Below are 17775 nucleotides of genomic sequence, written 5' to 3'. Positions count from 1 at the left end.
TGGCGGAATTCGTCGCCCGGCGTGATTCGAACTGACTCAATAGTAGGAAATTTGCCCTGCCCCTTCCGTAGGACTGTTTACGCAGGGTAAACATTTAGTCCATGGGTGCGGGAGCTTATGTGGGTCGGGTCGGTGGGTTGGCGGTCGCGCTGGGAATCGGCGCCGCACTCTTCGCGGGTGGAGGTGTTGCCTACGCCGACGACGTCGCCGGATCCGAGTCGAAGCCCGCGGAAACCTCATCCGAATCCACGGAAATGTCCGCTCCCGATACCTCGGTGTCAGAGCCCGAGGCCGACGCCGAGGAGGCCGAGGAGCCCGCCGCCGAGGACGAGCCCTCCGACCGCCGCCACCGCGGCAAGCGCGATCTCGACGAAACCGAAGAGCCGCAAGCCGTTACGGACGACGAGGAACACGCCGAGGTCGTCGAGGACGCTCCGGTAGCGGACGAGGCGCCGACGGAGGAAGCGCCCGAAGTCGTCGAGAAGCCTGCTGCCCCCGAGGTCGTCGTCACCGACGAGCCCGTCGAGGAAACACCCACCGTCGCAGAGGTGGTCCCCGTCGAGACCGTCACGACGGATCTTTCCGGCGGGCTGTCCGCAGTTCCGGCCCAGGACCCCGAAGATCCGGTGCTGCCGGGACTGGCGACGTTGTTCAGCTCGATTCTGGCGGCGGGACGCGAGGCGACGAACGAGTCCCCCACCACCGTCGGGGCGCAGGTCTCGTCGAGCCTGGCCGAGTCCGAGGCGACCCAGTATCCGATCCCGGAAGGGGTCACGGTCGAGGAGTGGACGCCGCCGTTGGAGTGGCTGCAACGGATCCCGATTCTCGGACCGCTGCTGGTGACGCCGATTGTCGGTGTGGTGCACGTGATTCCGCTCGTCGGCGACATCATCCACCCCGTCATCGGTTTCCCGATCGATCACTGGGCACCGCCGGGTACCCCGCGGGCGCGCAACTACCGCGTGACGTCCTTCGACGGGACGCGGATCTTCGTGAACTTCATGCCGGCCAAGGGGCTTCAGGCGGGGGAGACGGCCCCGACGATCCTGAACGGCCCGGGACTGGGATTGCCGGGGTCGACGGCGCTGGAGCTGCCGGTCGACAGCTTCCTGCCCAACGATGTCGTCGGCGTCGGCACGCTGCGCCAGAACGGCTACAACGTCGTCACGTGGGATCCGCGCGGCGAGTGGCGATCCGAGGGTGTGATGCACCTGAACTCGCCCGATCTCGAGGGCCGCGACATGTCGCACATCATCAGCTTCCTGTCGACGCTGCCGGAGGTGCAGCTCGACGCGATCAATGATCCGCGAATCGGGATGACCGGTGCGTCCTACGGCGGCGGCATCCAGTTGGCCACGGCGGCAATCGATCACCGCGTCGACGCGATCGTTCCGACGATCGCCTGGAACAATCTGGTGGACGTGCTGTTTCCGCGCGATGCGGTCAACAGCAGTTGGGGCACACTGCTTCCCGCGGTGTTGGCGCTGACGTTCGCGCGTGAACATCCGCGGATTTTCCCGGTCGCCATCCAGGGTGTGCTGTTCGGGATCGCCGACCCGGCCGACATCGAGCTGGTGAACAGCTTGGGCTTCGACGACCAGATCAAGGACATCACCGCGCCGACGCTGCTGATCCAGGGCACGGTGGACACGCTGTTCACGCTCGACCAGGCGCACACGAACGCGCTGGCCCTGATCGAGGCCGGCACGACGACCAAGGTGATCTGGTACTGCGGCGGCCATGGTGCGTGCCTGAGCGACTTCAACGACGGCGAGTTCGTCATCGGCCGCACCTTGAGTTGGTTGGACCGGTACGTGAAGGGCAACGAAAACGTCGACACCGGAGCGCAATTCGAGTGGGTCGACCAGAAGGGCGTCTGGCACAGCGACGAGACGTACCCCGCGACGGAGTCGACGCCGATCGTGGCGACGCGGGAAGAGGGCAGCAGGGTGATGCCGATCATCCCGGCGCTGTTCGGATCTGGCCCGAATCCGTTGATCATCACGCGCGGTTTGATCGCGGCGCTGCTGGGGTTGCCGTCGGCCGCCGCGGCGTACAACGCGGTGGACCTGGATGTCCCGCCGGTCGAGGAGTTGACGCATGTCGTGGGTGCGCCGGTGGTGACGATGAAGTACACCGGAGATGGCACGGCCAAGCACGTGTACGCCCAAATCGTCGACAACGAAACAGGTTTGGTGCTGGGTAACCATGCGACACCGATCCCGGTGACGCTCGACGGCGAATCCCACACGGCCACGTTCTCCCTGGAGCAGATTGCGCACACGCTGCAGCCGGGGCAGTCGCTCACGGTGCAGATCGTGACGTCGACTGCAAAGTTCATCAACTACTACTCGTGGGGCGCCATCAAGATCGAGGAGCTGAGCGTCGAGCTCCCGACGCGTGCCGCCGACGGTGCCGCTGCCGGGGAGCCGGTCGTCGCGGCGTAATTTCTCGCCGAAACTGAAGCTACGCAGCGGTTCTCTCGGACTTTCGCTGCGTAGGTTCAGTCTCGCGGTGGAATTGGTGCGTCCAGGGGTGCGTGGCATCGGAGACAATGGGTCCTGTGTTGCCGTCTCGTTCGACCTTGCGCTACGGCAATCGGCGCGGCGAGGTCGGCTTTGCTCGCGAAAGCAGACGCGGTGGACAGCGGGCCGTTGAATGTGACCGACCAGTGGGTGGTGCTGATTGATCCGGTGATGGCTTCGCAGGACGAGATGGCGAAGTTGCAGGCGCTGGCCCTGCAGGAACAGAGCGAGATGACAACGGTAATGGGCGGACTGGAGAAGCACATCGCCCGAGGCGGTTCGCTGCCGATGCTCACCGCGGAGTCGGTGGACAACATCGGCAAGACGATGAAGTTCGGCGGACCCGCACTGACCGCGGCGACCACCGTGTTCGACATGGTGATAACCGATTCGGGCAAGGACAGGTGCATTGCGCTCGTCGCCGGCGTCGTCAGCGGTGGAGGTGGCTGGGGCGGCGTCGAATTAGGTGCGGCAGCAGGCACTCTGGGTGGACCGCTCGCGCCTTTGACGGTGCCTGCCGGCGCGATCATCCTCGGCGGCATCGGCACGTTCGGCGGGGCGAAGCTAGGTCAGTTCCTCGGAGACGTCGTATGTCCCTATTAGAGCTGCCCGATCCACCGGACTGGCGACGCAGTAAAGGTATCGGCTGGGTCCTGGTGCTGCTGTCCTTCGTCGTCGCTGGGGTCTACTCCGTCCTGGGTGCCGCGGCTGCGTTGCACGGCAGTTATCTCACCACGGCCGTGTCCGTGGGGTGGGCGGCCTTTCTGCTACTCCTGGCTCTTGTGGCCGGGCTGGTCATGGCGGGTCGATTGGTTCCGCAGATCGACAGCGAGAGAACAGGTTTGACGCTGCGGCCGGACCGGGTTTTCAGCGTGCTGATCCTGGCGGGCGTGGTCGCGACGATACCGAGCACCCTGATTTTTGTTGTCTTCGCACCCATGGGCGCCATCGATTTCGCGACAACGCGCGCTCTGCGGGTGTTCTGGCCCATCTGTGCCGCGGTGCTCCTCGTCATTGTGATCACCGGGCTGGTCCGGGCGTGGCGGCGAGGTGGGGTCGGTCATGTCACGCTCACACCCGCCATGGTGGAGAACGCCGACGTGATGAAAACGATGCTCTTCGAATGGGACGATGTCGTCGAGGTGTGCGGACACGCCGAGTCGATGAGGGCGCATCGCCCGGTGGTCCTGCGTCTGCGCAACGGCGACGAAGCGGTCATCGGCAATGCCAATGTGTTTGTTCCGGGTGGTGCTGCCCTCTACTGGATGGTGCGCCACTATTGGAGGCATCCCGAGGACCGGGGCGAGTTGGTCGACGACCGTGCCCTGCAACGCCTTCGGCAGGGCCAGTATGACCTCACCTAGTCGCCGAAACTGAATCTGTGCACGGCCCTACTCGCACTTTCGCTGCATAGCCTCAGTTTCGGTGGTCAGCGGACGACCCAGTTCCACACGGACATGTCGCCGCGCGGGTAGTTCATGCAGACGTCGGTGGCGTGGGCGACCACGCCCTTGTTGTTGAAGAAGATCTTGGCCCAGTTGCCCCAGCGCGTTGCCACCTGCTCGTAGTAGACGTTGGTGGCGGTGTTCTCGGAGTACTGCCGGCGACCCACCGGGTCGAGCGAGAAGAACCAGTGGATGCGGTCGAACGCCATCTGCTGCACGTCGGCGGGCCGGTTGCTGCGGTCGATCATGTAGCGCTCGAAGTACACGGGGTTGGTGTCACGCACCGCGGCCAGGTACTGCTCGACGTCACAGGTGGTGTGGATGATGCGGCGCGGGATCGGATAGTCCTCGGTCGAATCAGCGAAAGCCCTCGGCGCAGACAACGCCGCCACCATGGCCGCCGCCACAATCAGCAGCAGTGCCCGCATCGCCCACCGGACGTTGTGGGCGCTCACGACAGCTTCGCCAGATGCTCGGGGCAGTACGCGCGAAGCCCCGCGCCGAGGAACTGCCACACCTGTTCGGTGTTTGCGTCCAGGTTCCCGAACAGGAACTCGGCAGACGCGCGGGCGTCGGCATCGACTCCGGTGGTCAACCGCTTGCACGTGATCTTCGCCAGCCATGCGTTGTAGTCCTTCTGTCCGTAGATCCCGACGGCCTGCATCTGGGCCGCGAAATCGGTGTCGACATCGGCGGAGGCGTTGGGTGCCAGCAGGATCGAGGCAGCGGCCAGACCGATCATGAGCCGCTTCATGCCGGCACCTTTTGCGCAACTGTGGGCCACGGCTTGGGCTTCGGCCGCGGGCGCACGTGCGTCGGCCACCAGAACCACTTGCCCATCAGCGCCGCGATCGACGGCGTCATCAGCGACCGCACGATCAGCGTGTCGAACAGCAGGCCCAGGCCGATGGTGGTGCCCACCTGACCGATGGTGATCATGTCGCTGACGATCATGCCGATCATCGTGAACGCGAACACGAATCCTGCTGCGGTGACGACGGATCCGGTGCCGGCCATCGACCGGATGATGCCGGTGTTCACGCCCGCATGGATCTCCTCCTTCATCCGCGACACCAACAGCAGGTTGTAGTCCGCGCCGACGGCGAGTAGGACGATCACCGACATCGGCAGCACCATCCAGCTCAACGGGATGCCGATGATGTGCTGCCACACCAAAACCGACAGACCGAACGAGGTGCCCAGACTCAGGACGACGGTGCCGACGATGACGGCAGCCGCCGCGACGGCCCGGGTCAGGATCACCATGATTAGGAAGATCAGGATCAGCGACGCGACCGCGGCGATCAGCAGGTCGTAGTCGGCGCCCTGCTGCATGTCCTTGTACATGGCCGCGCTGCCGCCGACGTAGATCGTCGAGCCTTCCAGCGGGGTGCCTTTGATGGCGTCGGCGGCGGCGACGCGCATCGGTTCGATGCGCTCCGTGCCGTCCTCGGTCAGCGGATCACCCTGGTGGAACACGGTGAAGCGCACCGCCTTTCCGTCCGGCGACATCATCAGCTTCATGCCGCGTTGGAAGTCGGCGGTCTCGAAGGCTTCCGGCGGCAGGTAGAAGGTGTCGTCGTTGCGGGCGGTGTCGTACGCCTCGCCCATCGCCGTGCTGTCCTCCTGCATGGCGATGTTCTGATCCTGCTGCATCTTCTGAGCCTGGTACTGGTTCAGCATGATCTGCTTCTGGTTCTTCATCGTCTGGATCATCGCCGGCATCAACGCGGCCATCTGCGGCGTCAGCTGCGCCATCCGCTCGATGTCGGGCACCAGCTCGTTGAAATCGTCGGCCATCGTGCCGATTCCGTCGAGACTGTCGAAGATCGACCGCAGCGCCCAGCACATCGGGATGTTGAAGCAGTGCGGCTCCCAGTAGAAGTAGTTGCGCAGCGGCCGGAACTGGTCGTCGAAGTCGGCGAGATGGTCGCGGACGTCGTTGAGGTTCGCCGAGGTGTCCTGCATCTTGTCGGCCATCCGACGGGTCACATCCGCGAGCTCCAACGTGATGCTCTGCATCTTGGTCATCGAGTCGATGGTCACCTGCATCTCGTTGGCCTGCTGCAACGTGTTCTCCAGCACCGTCTGTTGGAAGTCGTTGTTCATGATCTGGCCGTTGCCGCTCTGGCTCACCGTGTAGGCCAGCGACGCGTGCTTGATCGGCTTGCCGTCCGGGCGGGTGATCGTGGTGACCGACGCGATACCATGCACGCGCACAAGGGCTTTGGCGATCTTCTCGATCACCAGGAAGTCCGCCGGGTTTCGCATGTCGTGGTCGGCTTCGACCATCACCAGATCGGGGTTCATCTTGGCGTCCGAGAAGTGCCGATCGGCGGCGGCGTAACCGATATTGGCAGGCACGTCGCTGGGCAGGTAGATGCGGTCGTTGTAGGTGGTGTGGTAGCCGGGAAGGGCCAGCAGGCCGACCATGCACGTGACGACAGCCATCACGAGGATGGCGCCCGGCCAGCGGACTGTCGCGGCGCCGAGCCGCCGCCAGCCGCGGGCACGGCCTTTGCCTTTGGGGTCCAGCACCTTTCCGAACCGGGTCACGATGGAGATCAGCGCGGGCCCCAGCGTCAATGCCGCGGCCACCACGATCGTCATGCCGACCGCGAGCGGGATGCCCATGCTCTGGAAGTACGGCAGCCGGGTGAAGTGCAGGCACAGTGTCGCGCCGGCGATCGTCATGCCGGATGCGAGCACCACATGCGCGGTGCCGTGGAACATGTCGTAGTAGGCCGACTCTTTGTCCATGCCGGAGCGGCGGGCTTCCTGATAGCGGCCGATCAGGAAGATCGCGTAGTCGGTGGCCGCGGCGATCGCCAGCGTCACCACCATGCTCGTCGCGAAGGTGGTCAGTCCGAAGACTTCGTAGAAGCCGAGGAAGGACACGATGCCGCGGGCCGACAGCAGCCCGATGAACACCATCGCCATCGTGACAATCGTCGTGACGACCGACCGGTAGACGATCAGCAGCATCACGATGATGATCGCGATCGTCACGCCCTCAATGGTTTTCATGCTGGCGTCGCCGACGATGTTCTGGTCGGTGGTCAGCGCGGCGGGCCCGGTGACGTACGCCTTCACACCCGGCGGAGCCTGCGTTCCGTCGACGACGTCGCGGACGGCCTGCACCGACTCGTTGGCCAGCGCCTCACCCTGGTCGCCGGCAATGTAGACCTGCACGTAAGAGGCCTTGCCGTCGATGCTTTGCGCGCCGGCGGCAGTAAGGGTGTCGCCCCAGAAATCCTGCACGTGCTGCACATGCGTGGGGTCGGCGTTGAGCTTGCGGACGATCTCGTCGTAGTACGCGTGCGCGTCCGGCCCCAGCGCGTTCTCGCCCTCCAGGACGATCATGACCGAGCTACTGGTGTCGTATTCCTCGAACTTCTCGCCGACGTGCTTGGTCGCGATGAGCGACGGCGCGTCGTTGGGGCTCATCGACACCGCGCGCAGCTTGCCGACCTCTTCGAGCTGCGGCACGACAGTGTTGAGCAGGCCGACGATCGCGATCCAGGCCAGCACGATCGGAATGGCGAACATCCGGATGAAGCGGGGCAGCATCGGACGTTTGACGGCCGCGTGCCGGGGGAGCGCGTCGGTGCGCGCCTCGTCGGTGTCGGTCGTCATGCGGCCTTCACCAGGCAGTAGGTGGCGGCGTTCATCCCTGTTGCCGTCCTTTCGTCTTTGACCTCGTCGTCGACGGTGACGCGGCAGGTGATGGATTGACCGTCGCCCTGGGCCATGATGTTCGGCATCACGGACGGCAACGTGGTCTCAAGGGTCAGCGACCAGGGCAGACTCACTTCGCCCGTGCGCTGCGGTTTGCCGTCCAGGTCGGCGTAGTTGATGGTCGCGGCGGAACCGGTACCGAAGATCTCGTAGGTGACGACCTTAGGGTTGAAGTTCTCCGCGGTGTCGGCATCGATCGGTGTAACGACGGCGCCATGGGAACCGAAAACTGAGCGGAGGTTCGAGACGGCCAACCCGCCTACGGCGACGGCGACGACGATCAGGACGGGTAACCAGACCCGCTTCACAACGGTAATCACCAGAGGATCAACGATTTTGGGCGCGCGAGTACTGCAGGCAAGGTCATGCCTTTCGGGTGAGGGATACCGCGAGCCGCCAGGTGGCCGGCGATCTTGACTCAGGAAAATCTAAGCCTGCAAGTGGATAGAGTCAATCCGGTTGTGGCGTTTTGGTAAGGGACGTCACTAAACTGGCGTCCGTGATTGACAAACCCTGCGGTGGCCTGCGCAAGGATGCCGAGCGCAACCGGCGGCGCATCATCGAAGCCGCCCGCGATCTGTGCGCCACCCGTGGGCTGGATGCCACCCTCAACGAGGTGGCCCACCACGCGAACCTGGGTGTCGGCACGGTGTACCGGCGTTTCCCCACCAAAGAGGCGCTGTTCGAGGCGATCTTCGAAGACGGCATCGATCAGCTCGTCGGCCTCGCCGACACCGCGTTGGAGTACGAGGACTCGTGGGAGGGGCTGTCCTGGTGGATGTGGCAGATGTGCCAGATGACGGCCACGGACCGCGGACTGCGGGAGATCGCCTTCAGCAGGGCGCACTGCGGAGGTCGGGTGGACGCCGGACGGACCCGGTTGCATCCGCGGGTGGCCCAGCTCGTGGAGCGCGCCAAGCGGGACGGCTATCTGCGACCCGAGGTGTCCGCGACCGACATGCCGCTGTGTGGACTGATGGCGGGCGCGGTGAGTGAATACGCCGGAGAGGTGTCGGCGGATCTGTGGCGGCGCTACGTCGCCGTGCTGCTGCAGGGGCTGCGCTGCCAGCCGGGGCAGGCACCGCTGCCGGTGGCTCCGCTCAGCGAGGACGAGATGGAAGCGGCGATGTCGACGTGGCAGCCGGGAGCGGGTCAGGCGTAGCCGCTTGCCGAGGCAAACGCCCGTTTGAGACGACGGTCACAACGGGTACGCCGGGCTGGTGGAGCGGTTGAGTGGTCTCGATGCGGGCCTTCTGTACAGCGAGTCGGCCACCGTGCCGATCCAGGTCTGCTCGGTGACAGAGCTCGACACCTCGACGGTCCCGGGCGGGTACAGCTTCGAGCGCTTCCGCGAGAGCCTGGCCACGAGAGTGCCGGCGATCCCGGAGTTCCGCATGGTGCTCGCCGACAGCGACCTGAACGTCGATCATCCGGTGTGGGTGGAAGACAAGAACTTCGACCTCTCCCGCCACGTCAACCGCATCGCGCTTCCGGCGCCCGGCGGCCGCGACGAACTGGCCGCCGTGTGCGGGCGTATCGCGTCGGTGGCGCTGGACCGCACCAAGCCGCTGTGGGAGATGTGGGTCATCGAAGGCGTCGGGGGCACCAGGCCCGAAGACGGCGGACCTCTCGCGCTGATGCTGAAGGTGCACCACGCCGCGGTCGACGGCGTCTCGGCGGCCACGCTGCTGAGCAAGCTGCTCGATACCGAGCCCGACGCGGACCCGCCCGATCCGGTGGACGGACCCGGTCAGGCGTCGGCGCTGGAGATCGCGGCGGACGGGCTGTGGCGCGTCGTCACGATGCCCTGGCATGTGACCACCCGGGTGGTGCCCGCGACGGCGGCGCTGGTCGCCAAGACCGTCAACCGCGCGGTGTCGGGCATCGCGATGGCGGCGCCGTTCTCGGCGCCGATGACGCCGTTCAACGCGCGACTGACCTCCGAGCGCTCGATTGCGTTGGCGCAGTTGGACCTTGAGGATGTCAAGACTGTCAAGAACAAGGGCGACGTGAAGGTCAACGACGTGGTGATGGCGCTGTGCGCCGGGGCGCTGCGTGGCTACCTGGAAGGCCGCGGCCAACTTCCGTCCAAACCGCTGATCGCGGTGGTGCCGGCGTCGGTGCACGGCCAGTCGGATCGGCCGGGCCGCAACCAGCTGTCGGGAATGTTCTGCAACCTGCACACCGACATCGAGGATCCGTGGAAGCGGCTGCAGGCAATCGGCGAATCGACTACCCGCGCAAAGGAACACAGCACCTCTCTGGGGCCGACGGTCATGGTGGACCTGGCGCAAAGCATCACGCGTACCATGTTCAGCACGCTGTTCGGCCTGCTCGCGCGAACCCCGTTGGCCAACACGGCGATTCACAACGTCGTCATCTCGAACGTCGCCGGACCGTCGGAGACGCTGTACAGCGCCGGCGCGAAGGTGAAGGCGCTGTATCCGCTCGGCCCGATCTTCCACGGGTCGGGGCTCAACATCACCGTGTTCTCGCTCGGCGACAAGCTCAATGTCGGCATCATCTCGTGCCCGCAACTGGCCGACGACCTGTGGGATCTCGCCGACAGGTTCGAACTCGAGCTCAAAGAACTGCTCAGCCGCTGCTGAATCTCGCGTCTGTGGGGAACAAGGATTCGACGAGCGCCGTGTCAGAGGACGACTTGACGGGTCCGCCGTCGCTCGTCGGCTCCGTCTTCACCACCGGCCTCAAGCTGATCAAACCCGTCCTGCAGGCGTTCGGCATCGAGCTCAACGGCACCAGCGCCCGTATCCCGTTCTTCACCGACGGCATCCCGCCGTTCTTCGTCCGGGCCGGCCTCGACGTGACGAGCGGCGAGTACGAGGGTTGGAAGACGTGGACGCTGGCGCCGCGGCGCAACGCGACTGACGAGGTCGTCGTCGGTGTGCACGGCGGATCGTTCATCTCGACGGCCAGCCTGTTCCACTGGTCGACCTACGCCAGCCTGGCTCGCAGGACCGGCGCGACGGTCGTCGTGCCGCTCTACAAGCTGGCCAACGAGGAGGGAACCGGCGGGACGGCCAAGACCGTCGTGCCGGTGATGGCCGACTTCATCGCCGGCCAGGTCGCGCTGCACGGCAGGGACAACGTCTCGGTGCTCGGCGACTCCGCGGGCGGCTCCATCGCGCTGGCGGCCACGCAGCAGCTGGTCGCGCGCTGTGCCGGAGACGCGGCGTGTCTCGACGGCATACTGCCCGGCCGCATGGTGCTGCTGTCGCCGGCGCTGGATGCCAGTGCGAGCAATCCGAACATCGCGCTCGTCGACGACCCGATCCTCAGCGTGAGCAGCAGCAAGCGCAACGGGCTGTGGTGGTCGAAGGGGCTGGAGAGTGACGACGACCCGACCGGCACGTTTCACCCGCTGGCCAGCCCGATCTACGGGTCGCTGGACGGCCTGCCGCCGACGACCGTCTACGCGGGATCGTTGGATCTGCGCACGCCGGACGTGCTGGTGCTGCAGCAGAAAGCCCTGGCAGCCGGTGCGGACTTCACGTTCCGGCTGCGCAACAAGCAGATCCACGACTGGGTGATCTTCGGCTTCCTGCCCGACGCGCAGCGTGAATACGCGAATCTCCGCAGTGATCTGGGGCTTTAGCGGTCTGCCGGAATAGCCATTACCGTCGTAGACCGGCGAATCCCGTCGCAGGTCGGCGCTTACACGTGCCGCGAACCGGGAAGTCTCATTCGTCGCCGCCGGTCAACGACGGAAGGATCGCATGTGAGCACCCGGAATGGCAGCTCTCGTCTCGGGACGCGTTTCGGGCCGTACGAGCTGCGGTCGGTCATCGGGGTCGGGGGAATGGGCGAGGTGTACCGCGCCTACGACACGCTGCGTGAACGCATGGTCGCGATCAAGCTGCTGCGACCCGAGATGGCGGCCGACCACAGTTTCCAGGAGCGGTTCCGCAGGGAGTCGCGGGTCGCCGCGCGCCTGCAGGAACCGCATGTCATCCCGGTCCACAACTTCGGTGAGATCGACGGCGTCCTCTACATCGACATGCGCCTGGTCGAAGGGGAGAGCGTCAAGGACGCGCTGCGCGCGGTGGGGGCGCTGCCGCCGGCGCGTGCGGTGTCGATTGTCGAGCAGGTCGCGTCAGCCCTTGATGACGCGCACGCCAACGGGTTGATCCACCGCGACATCAAGCCCGAGAACGTGCTGCTGACGTCGACGGACTTCGCGTACCTGGTCGACTTCGGCATCGCGCACGGCGGCGGAGAATCCACGGTCACGTCGACGGGGCTCGTCGTCGGGTCGAGCGCGTACATGGCGCCGGAACGATTCAACGGCGACCGCGGCGGTCCGGCGTCGGACATCTACTCGCTGGCGTGCCTGCTGTACGAGACGTTGACGGGCCGCGCGCCGTACGAGGCGGGCGACGTTCGGCAGGTGTGGAGCGCGCACATGTTCGCGCCGGCCCCGCGGCCGAGCATCATGCGGCGCGGGATTCCGCGTGCGTTCGACGACGTGATTGCGCGCGGGATGGCCAAGCAGCCGCAGGACCGCTACGCCACGGCGGGCGAGCTGGCGCGGGCGGCGGCCGCCGCACTGGACGCCCCCGTGATGGCCGAACCGGTGGCCCCGGTGGCTCCGGTAACGCCGCCGTCGACGCGGCAGTACTCGGCGGTGTATCAGACACCGCCACCCGTCGCTCGTCCTGCCGCTCCGGCGCGGAAGTCGGGACGGGGTCAGGCGGCGTTGGTGGCCGCGATTATCGGGTTGTTTGCTGTCGCAATCGTTCTCGCGGTGGTGCTGGTGTTCGGCGGAGGCTCACCCGATCCGCAGCCGCGGATCTCGGCGCCGTCGACGTCGTCTCAGGCGCCTTCCACTACGACAACAGCGTCCGCGGTGGAGGGCGTGTCGGGCACGGATTCGCAAGGCTTCGTAGGACATACGGCGCGCTGCGACGTCGGGGACACGCCCGCGGCGCTGATCCGGACGTCGCTGTCGCTGGCGATCATCTGCGAGCGGGACTCCGGCGACTTCTACTACCGCGGCGAGCGGCTGCGTGACGGCGCGAACCGCGAGATCGACGGCGCGCGTCGTTCAGGCGACGGGTTCACCGTGACCGGGTCGGACGGGGCGCGCTATGACGTGCAGCCGGATGAGTTGACGATTTCGAGCGGTGGCAGTGTGGATTCGGCCGAGCCGGCATTGGAGTACGGTTCGTCGAGCTGACAGGGGAGGACGACCGATGACGACCAGTACCGAAGCACCGCAACCGAAGTCCACGCCGGCGCAGACACGGCGCGCGATCTGGAACACGCTGCGCGGGTCGTCGGGCAACCTCGTCGAGTGGTACGACGTCTACGTCTACACCGTGTTCGCCACGTATTTCGAGGGGCAGTTCTTCGCGGAGTCGGAGAAGAACTCGACGGTGTACGTGTATGCGATCTTCGCGATCACGTTCGTGATGCGGCCGGTCGGGTCGTGGTTCTTCGGCCGGTTCGCCGACCGGCGGGGTAGGCGGGCGGCGCTGACGTTCAGCGTGTCGTTGATGGCGTTGTGTTCGGCGGTGATCGCGCTGGTGCCGTCGCAGGCGTCGATCGGCATTGCGGCGCCGATCATTCTGATCCTGGCGCGGCTGGTGCAGGGGTTCGCGACGGGCGGGGAGTACGGGACGTCGGCGACGTACATGTCGGAGGCGGCCACACGGGAGCGGCGCGGGTTCTTCTCGTCGTTCCAGTACGTGACGCTGGTGGGCGGGCATGTGCTGGCGCAAGCCACACTGCTGATCCTGCAGTCGGTGCTGTCCGACGATCAGCTGCGCGAATTCGGTTGGCGCATCGCGTTTGCCATCGGTGGTGTGGCGGCAATCGTGGTGTTCTGGCTGCGGCGGACGATGGACGAGTCGCTGTCGGAAGAGGTGATCGAGGCGGCGCGCTCCGGCGAGGACAAGGGCGCAGGGTCGCTGCGCGAGCTGTTCACGACGTACTGGCGGCCGCTGCTGCTGTGCTTCCTGATCACGATGGGCGGCACGGTGGCGTTCTACACCTACAGCGTGAATGCGCCGGCGATCGTGAAGACGGCGTTCAAGGACGACCCGATGACGGCGACGTGGCTGAACCTGTTCGGGTTGATCTTCCTGATGCTGCTGCAGCCGGTCGGCGGGATGGTCAGCGACAAGGTGGGGCGCAAGCCACTGCTGGTGTTCTTCGGTGTCGGCGGGCTGTTCTGGACGTATGTGTTGATCACATTCCTGCCCGAAACTCAGTCGCCGCTGGCGTCTTTCGCGTTGGTGGCGGTCGGGTATGTGATCCTGACGGGGTACACGTCGATCAATGCGTTGGTGAAGAGCGAGCTGTTCCCGGCGCGGGTGCGGGCGCTGGGCGTGGGTGTCGGTTATGCGCTGGCGAACTCGATCTTCGGTGGCACCGCCCCGCTGATCTACCAGGCGATGAAGGAGCAGGGGCACGTGCCGCTGTTCATCGCGTACGTGACGGTGTGCATCGCGGTGTCGCTGTTCGTCTACATCTTCTTCTTGAAGAACAAGAGCGAGACGTTCCTGGATCGGGAGCGGGGTTCGGCGTTCCGGGTTTAGGGGTTGGGTCCTGTCGCCGAGATTGGTCTGAGGGTGTGGTTTCGCGTCCGGTCACGACCCTCAGTGCAGGCTCGGCGGTCAAGCGTCCAGGAGGACGACGCCGCTGTGCCACATCTTGAGGATGTCGTCGACACGGTCCTGGGTTCGGCGTTCAGCTTCGTCGCGAGCAAGCCCCATTAGGGACAGGTCGTCGTACGGTGTCGATGCGGCGGACAGAATCTTGGACGATCGCGCGGATGTAGTCGGGGTCTGTTGCTCCGCTGTGGGCGTGGCGCCGGCGCAGGGCAGCGTCGTAGGCAATGGCGTCGGCGCGGTCCCGCGGACAACCGGGAAACTCCTCGCGGATCGCGTCCGCGATGTCGCGTCGTAGATCTTTATCGCGACCGGGCAGCAGCTGGCCGTCGGGGAGGCACTCGACGGCCGCCAGCTCGATGGCGCGCTGATCGGCAATAATGCCGTGCCGCGTGTTGCGGGTGTTGGCACGGATGACGACGGCCGACACGGGTGCTGCTTTCTCCGTGCGTCGCGTCAGCGCAGCGGCGCCGGAGGGCAGGAACACGAGATGGCCGAGCCCCGCGCAGTCGAGGCAGAGGCCGCTGTCATCGAGGATTAGATCGTGGATGCCACCGCAGTTGGCGCAGAACCATACGAGCCGTGACGCTTTCACCGGGGACCGCCTGGGCGGCGTCGGTGCCGGGTCTCCGGTCAGGGCCCAGCGGAGCCGGGAGGCGCGCTCGCTCTGCGGATTGCCATCGGCGGTGAATGGAGGTCGCTGTAGTCGGTGGCCCACGGTTTCAAGTCTCGGTCCAGAGCCCACCTCCCCAGCGCTTTGATGGCCTCGGTGACCTCACTGGACTGCGCGCGGATGCAGCGGTCGAGCGATGTCACGAAGCCCTTCCGCCAGGCATCGACCTTCGTCGTGTCGAGCCAGCCGAGCCCGACGAGGACGTCGGTGGGAGTGACGAACTGGTGGCTGGTCAGGGCGGCGTCAGCAGCGCCCGCGAGATCGTCCATCACAATGGCGAGGGTAGGTCTGCCCTACGACAACCGAGGAGATCACGTGGTACCGCCGGCATGAAGTTCAAGGGCGCGGTCAACCGGGCCACCCAGAGCCGCACCGTCGAGTGGATCGCGCGCGTAGGCTATCCCGTCAACGGTCTGCTGCACATGCTGATCGCGTACATCATCGCGCGGATCGCGTTCGGGGTGAGCGGTGAGGCCGATCAGACGGGTGCGCTCGCGACGTTGGCGGAGCAGCCGGGCGGATCGCTGTCGTTGTGGATCGTGGCGTTCGGGATGGTCACGCTCGCGTTGTGGCGACTAGCGGAGACCGTCATCGGTCTGCATCCCGGCGAGCATGTCAACGCTCATCACCGCGACGTCCTCGTGATCAACCGGCTCAAGGCATTTGGCTTGGCTTTGGTCTATCTCGCGCTGTCGTTCACGGCGGTGCAGTTCGCGCTGGGGGTAGGCCGGAAGGGCACGGAACGGGCGGAAGGCCTGAGCGAGCGGCTGATGCAGACGGGCGGCGGCAAGGTCGTCCTGATTGGCATCGGGGTCGCCATCGTCGCGTTCGGCGGCTACTTCGTCTACAAGGGCGCGTGGCGGAAGTTCCTCGCCGATCTGAAGGTTTCGGGTGGGCCACTGATCACGGTGCTGGGTGTGTGCGGTCACGTCGCGGAGGGCCTGGTGTTGATCGCGGCGGGGATTCTGGTCATTGGCGCGGTGGTGCTGCACGATCCGACGAGGGCGACAGGGCTCGACGCGGCGGTTGAGGCGTTGGGGAAGACGCAGTTCGGGCAGACGACCTTGCTGGTCGCCGCAGTCGGCTTCGCGGCGTACGGGTTGTACATGTTTGCGATGACGCGGTTCTCGCGGATGTGATGGTCGCGAGATAGCGCTCAGGGCTGTGATTGGTCCGCGGACCATGACCCTCAGTCCTATCTCGGCGGCGTCGATTCGGGCCATCAGGAACTGTTTTGAGGCTAGGGGAGTTTCAGGAGGCGGCGGTGATCATGGCGACTCCGATCAGGGCGCCCAGCACGCCGGCATTTTGCGACCGCGAGAGCTTCTCGTGCTCGAAGATGCGCGCCAGCAGCACGGTCGCGGCGGGATAGAGGGATCCGAGCGTGGCCACCACAGCGAGGTTTCCTGACACGCTTGCCTCGGCGAACATGAGATTCGCGCTCACGTCGAAGATACCTATGACGATTATGAGCGCGATGATGCGGGCCGAAAAGCGTTCTCCGGATTGGCGGTGTCCGCCTGCCCGGAAGGCGAAGCACGTCGCCGCAGCGAGCAGGGGAACGGACGTGCATCGCATGACGACCATGGTCATCACGGTCGAGTGTGACGATCCGCCCGCGATCGCATACTGCAGAAGGCCGAACCCGCCAGCGGAGCCGATCGCCAGAACGACCGAGACGCCATGTCGCTTCGCGCGTACCGTTGTTCCATGGCCTCGCGCTGCGATGACGACGCCTGCAATCGCTGTCGCAATGCCGATCAGGCACAGTGCCGAGGGGATGACGCCGCTCGACACGCTGATGGCGACAGGAACGATGACTCCGAGCGCGGCAATCGGAGCGATGATGGACATCGTCCCAATGGACAACGCTTGGTAGAACAGGAAAACTGCTGCGGCGCCTGACAATCCCGCGCCCACGGCCCAGAGTAGGTATCCGGTCGGAGCCGCAAATGATCCTGACGTCGCTGCGACCACAAGCACTATCACTAGTCCTGCTGCCTGCGAGATCAGGACAACTGCCGCCGTAGAGCGTCCACGGGAGACTTTGCCTCCGAAGAAATCCGCCACACCCCACAGTGCTGAGGACGCCAGGGCAAGAAGAATCGTCACCAGACAAGACCTCCGTAGTCTGACCGGTCCGGCTGACGGCTCGGTGATGCGTCCGGTACATCCCTGAGGGCAATGCGATGATATGAGTCATGCATATCGATGCCGATACCCGCCGCGACCTGAACGTAATCGCTGCGTGGGCCAACGCGGTCTCCGATGTGGTGCGTGCCGCCGCCGAGCGTTCCGTGGGGATCACCGGCAACGGCCCCGCCGCGCTTGTCGCCATCGTCGCGGACCCCGGGATGAGCATTGACGAACTGCGCCGAGTGCTCAACCTCACGCACCCAGGCGCGGTGCGCCTGGTGGACCGTCTCGTTGAGAATGGCTGGGTTCGCCGCGAGCAAGGCTTCGGCCGAGCCGTCTGTCTCAAGGCCACCGCTGCGGGACGACGGGCCGAGCGCAGGCTCGCGGCGGCACGCGAGGCGGCCGTCCGCGATCTGTTGGCCGGTATCGGCGAGCAGGACATCCATGCCATCGCTGAACTCGTTGAGCCCGTCTTCGGTGCAGTGATTGATGATGTCGATGCCATGCGTCGACTCTGCAGACTGTGCGATCGCAACGTGTGCGCTGAATGCCCCGCTGAAACCGCAGGCTGAGCGCCGCGGTAGTGGCGGATGGAGATTGTGGAGCTGAACGGAAACATCGCGGGA

The 17775-nt window shown here is 65.6% G+C and carries 17 protein-coding genes; 10 read left to right on the top strand and 7 right to left on the bottom strand.

Annotated features, from left to right (window positions below):
• The first annotated feature begins 101 nt into the window (after positions 1–101).
• From ACAG24_RS09525 to ACAG24_RS09515, 3 genes are all read left to right on the top strand, one after another.
• Entirely contained in the window at positions 102–2447 is a 2346-nt protein-coding gene (locus ACAG24_RS09525; protein WP_370472077.1) for a CocE/NonD family hydrolase, read from the top strand.
• Between the two features lie 192 nt (positions 2448–2639).
• Entirely contained in the window at positions 2640–3128 is a 489-nt protein-coding gene (locus ACAG24_RS09520) for a hypothetical protein (protein WP_370472078.1), read from the top strand.
• Positions 3116–3889 carry a hypothetical protein gene (locus ACAG24_RS09515; protein WP_370472079.1) on the top strand — a complete coding sequence of 258 codons (774 nt, stop codon included), beginning with the start codon at positions 3116–3118 and terminating at the stop codon, positions 3887–3889. The genes ACAG24_RS09520 and ACAG24_RS09515 overlap by 13 nt, the downstream gene beginning before the upstream one ends.
• 65 nt (positions 3890–3954) lie before the next feature.
• Here the strand turns inward: ACAG24_RS09515 and ACAG24_RS09510 are convergent, their stop codons facing one another.
• Genes ACAG24_RS09510 through ACAG24_RS09495 form a run of 4 tightly spaced genes read right to left on the bottom strand, consistent with a single transcriptional unit; the run spans position 3955 to position 8028 of the window.
• Positions 3955–4398 (bottom strand): DUF5078 domain-containing protein, encoded by a 444-nt coding sequence (locus tag ACAG24_RS09510; protein WP_370472624.1) that lies wholly within the window; start codon positions 4396–4398, stop codon positions 3955–3957.
• Positions 4399–4421: 23 nt separating this feature from the next.
• Positions 4422–4724 carry a DUF732 domain-containing protein gene (locus ACAG24_RS09505; RefSeq protein ID WP_370472080.1) on the bottom strand — a complete coding sequence of 101 codons (303 nt, stop codon included), beginning with the start codon at positions 4722–4724 and terminating at the stop codon, positions 4422–4424.
• Positions 4721–7606, bottom strand: a complete 2886-nt coding sequence (locus ACAG24_RS09500; RefSeq protein ID WP_370472081.1) for an MMPL/RND family transporter — start codon at positions 7604–7606, stop codon at positions 4721–4723. The genes ACAG24_RS09505 and ACAG24_RS09500 overlap by 4 nt, the downstream gene beginning before the upstream one ends.
• Positions 7603–8028, bottom strand: coding sequence for an MmpS family transport accessory protein (locus ACAG24_RS09495; protein ID WP_370472082.1), 426 nt, complete (start codon positions 8026–8028; stop codon positions 7603–7605). The genes ACAG24_RS09500 and ACAG24_RS09495 overlap by 4 nt, the downstream gene beginning before the upstream one ends.
• Positions 8029–8207: 179 nt before the next feature.
• On the opposite strand from ACAG24_RS09495, the gene ACAG24_RS09490 reads away from it, so the two are divergent.
• The 5 genes from ACAG24_RS09490 (at position 8208) to ACAG24_RS09470 (ending at position 14268) form a co-directional block, all read left to right on the top strand.
• On the top strand, positions 8208–8870 hold the full coding sequence (locus ACAG24_RS09490) for a TetR/AcrR family transcriptional regulator (protein ID WP_370472083.1): 663 nt from the start codon (positions 8208–8210) through the stop codon (positions 8868–8870).
• A gap of 58 nt (positions 8871–8928) precedes the next feature.
• Entirely contained in the window at positions 8929–10317 is a 1389-nt protein-coding gene (locus ACAG24_RS09485; protein WP_370472084.1) for a WS/DGAT/MGAT family O-acyltransferase, read from the top strand.
• A gap of 38 nt (positions 10318–10355) precedes the next feature.
• The gene (locus tag ACAG24_RS09480; protein WP_370472085.1) at positions 10356–11324 is read left to right on the top strand and encodes an alpha/beta hydrolase; all 969 of its coding nucleotides are present in this window, start codon (positions 10356–10358) and stop codon (positions 11322–11324) included.
• 123 nt (positions 11325–11447) lie between these two features.
• Positions 11448–12905 carry a serine/threonine-protein kinase gene (locus ACAG24_RS09475; RefSeq protein WP_370472086.1) on the top strand — a complete coding sequence of 486 codons (1458 nt, stop codon included), beginning with the start codon at positions 11448–11450 and terminating at the stop codon, positions 12903–12905.
• A gap of 16 nt (positions 12906–12921) precedes the next feature.
• Entirely contained in the window at positions 12922–14268 is a 1347-nt protein-coding gene (locus ACAG24_RS09470; protein WP_370472087.1) for an MFS transporter, read from the top strand.
• 151 nt (positions 14269–14419) lie between these two features.
• Here the strand turns inward: ACAG24_RS09470 and ACAG24_RS09465 are convergent, their stop codons facing one another.
• Positions 14420–14935 (bottom strand): hypothetical protein, encoded by a 516-nt coding sequence (locus tag ACAG24_RS09465; RefSeq protein ID WP_370472088.1) that lies wholly within the window; start codon positions 14933–14935, stop codon positions 14420–14422.
• 38 nt (positions 14936–14973) lie between these two features.
• Entirely contained in the window at positions 14974–15285 is a 312-nt protein-coding gene (locus tag ACAG24_RS09460; protein WP_370472089.1) for a hypothetical protein, read from the bottom strand.
• A 57-nt stretch (positions 15286–15342) separates the two neighbouring features.
• On the opposite strand from ACAG24_RS09460, the gene ACAG24_RS09455 reads away from it, so the two are divergent.
• Positions 15343–16152 (top strand): DUF1206 domain-containing protein, encoded by an 810-nt coding sequence (locus tag ACAG24_RS09455; protein ID WP_370472090.1) that lies wholly within the window; start codon positions 15343–15345, stop codon positions 16150–16152.
• A gap of 112 nt (positions 16153–16264) precedes the next feature.
• Here ACAG24_RS09455 and ACAG24_RS09450 read toward each other — a convergent pair whose 3' ends face one another.
• Positions 16265–17083, bottom strand: a complete 819-nt coding sequence (locus ACAG24_RS09450) for an EamA family transporter (protein WP_370472091.1) — start codon at positions 17081–17083, stop codon at positions 16265–16267.
• 131 nt (positions 17084–17214) lie between these two features.
• On the opposite strand from ACAG24_RS09450, the gene ACAG24_RS09445 reads away from it, so the two are divergent.
• On the top strand, positions 17215–17721 hold the full coding sequence (locus ACAG24_RS09445) for a MarR family transcriptional regulator (protein WP_370472092.1): 507 nt from the start codon (positions 17215–17217) through the stop codon (positions 17719–17721).
• The last annotated feature ends 54 nt before the right edge of the window (positions 17722–17775 follow it).

It is taken from the genome of Mycobacterium bulgaricum (assembly GCF_041287165.2).
Classification (GTDB): Bacteria; Actinomycetota; Actinomycetes; order Mycobacteriales; family Mycobacteriaceae; genus Mycobacterium; species Mycobacterium bulgaricum.
Note: the sequence above shows the minus strand (reverse complement) of the source record. Positions and strands in the feature narration are given on the sequence as shown.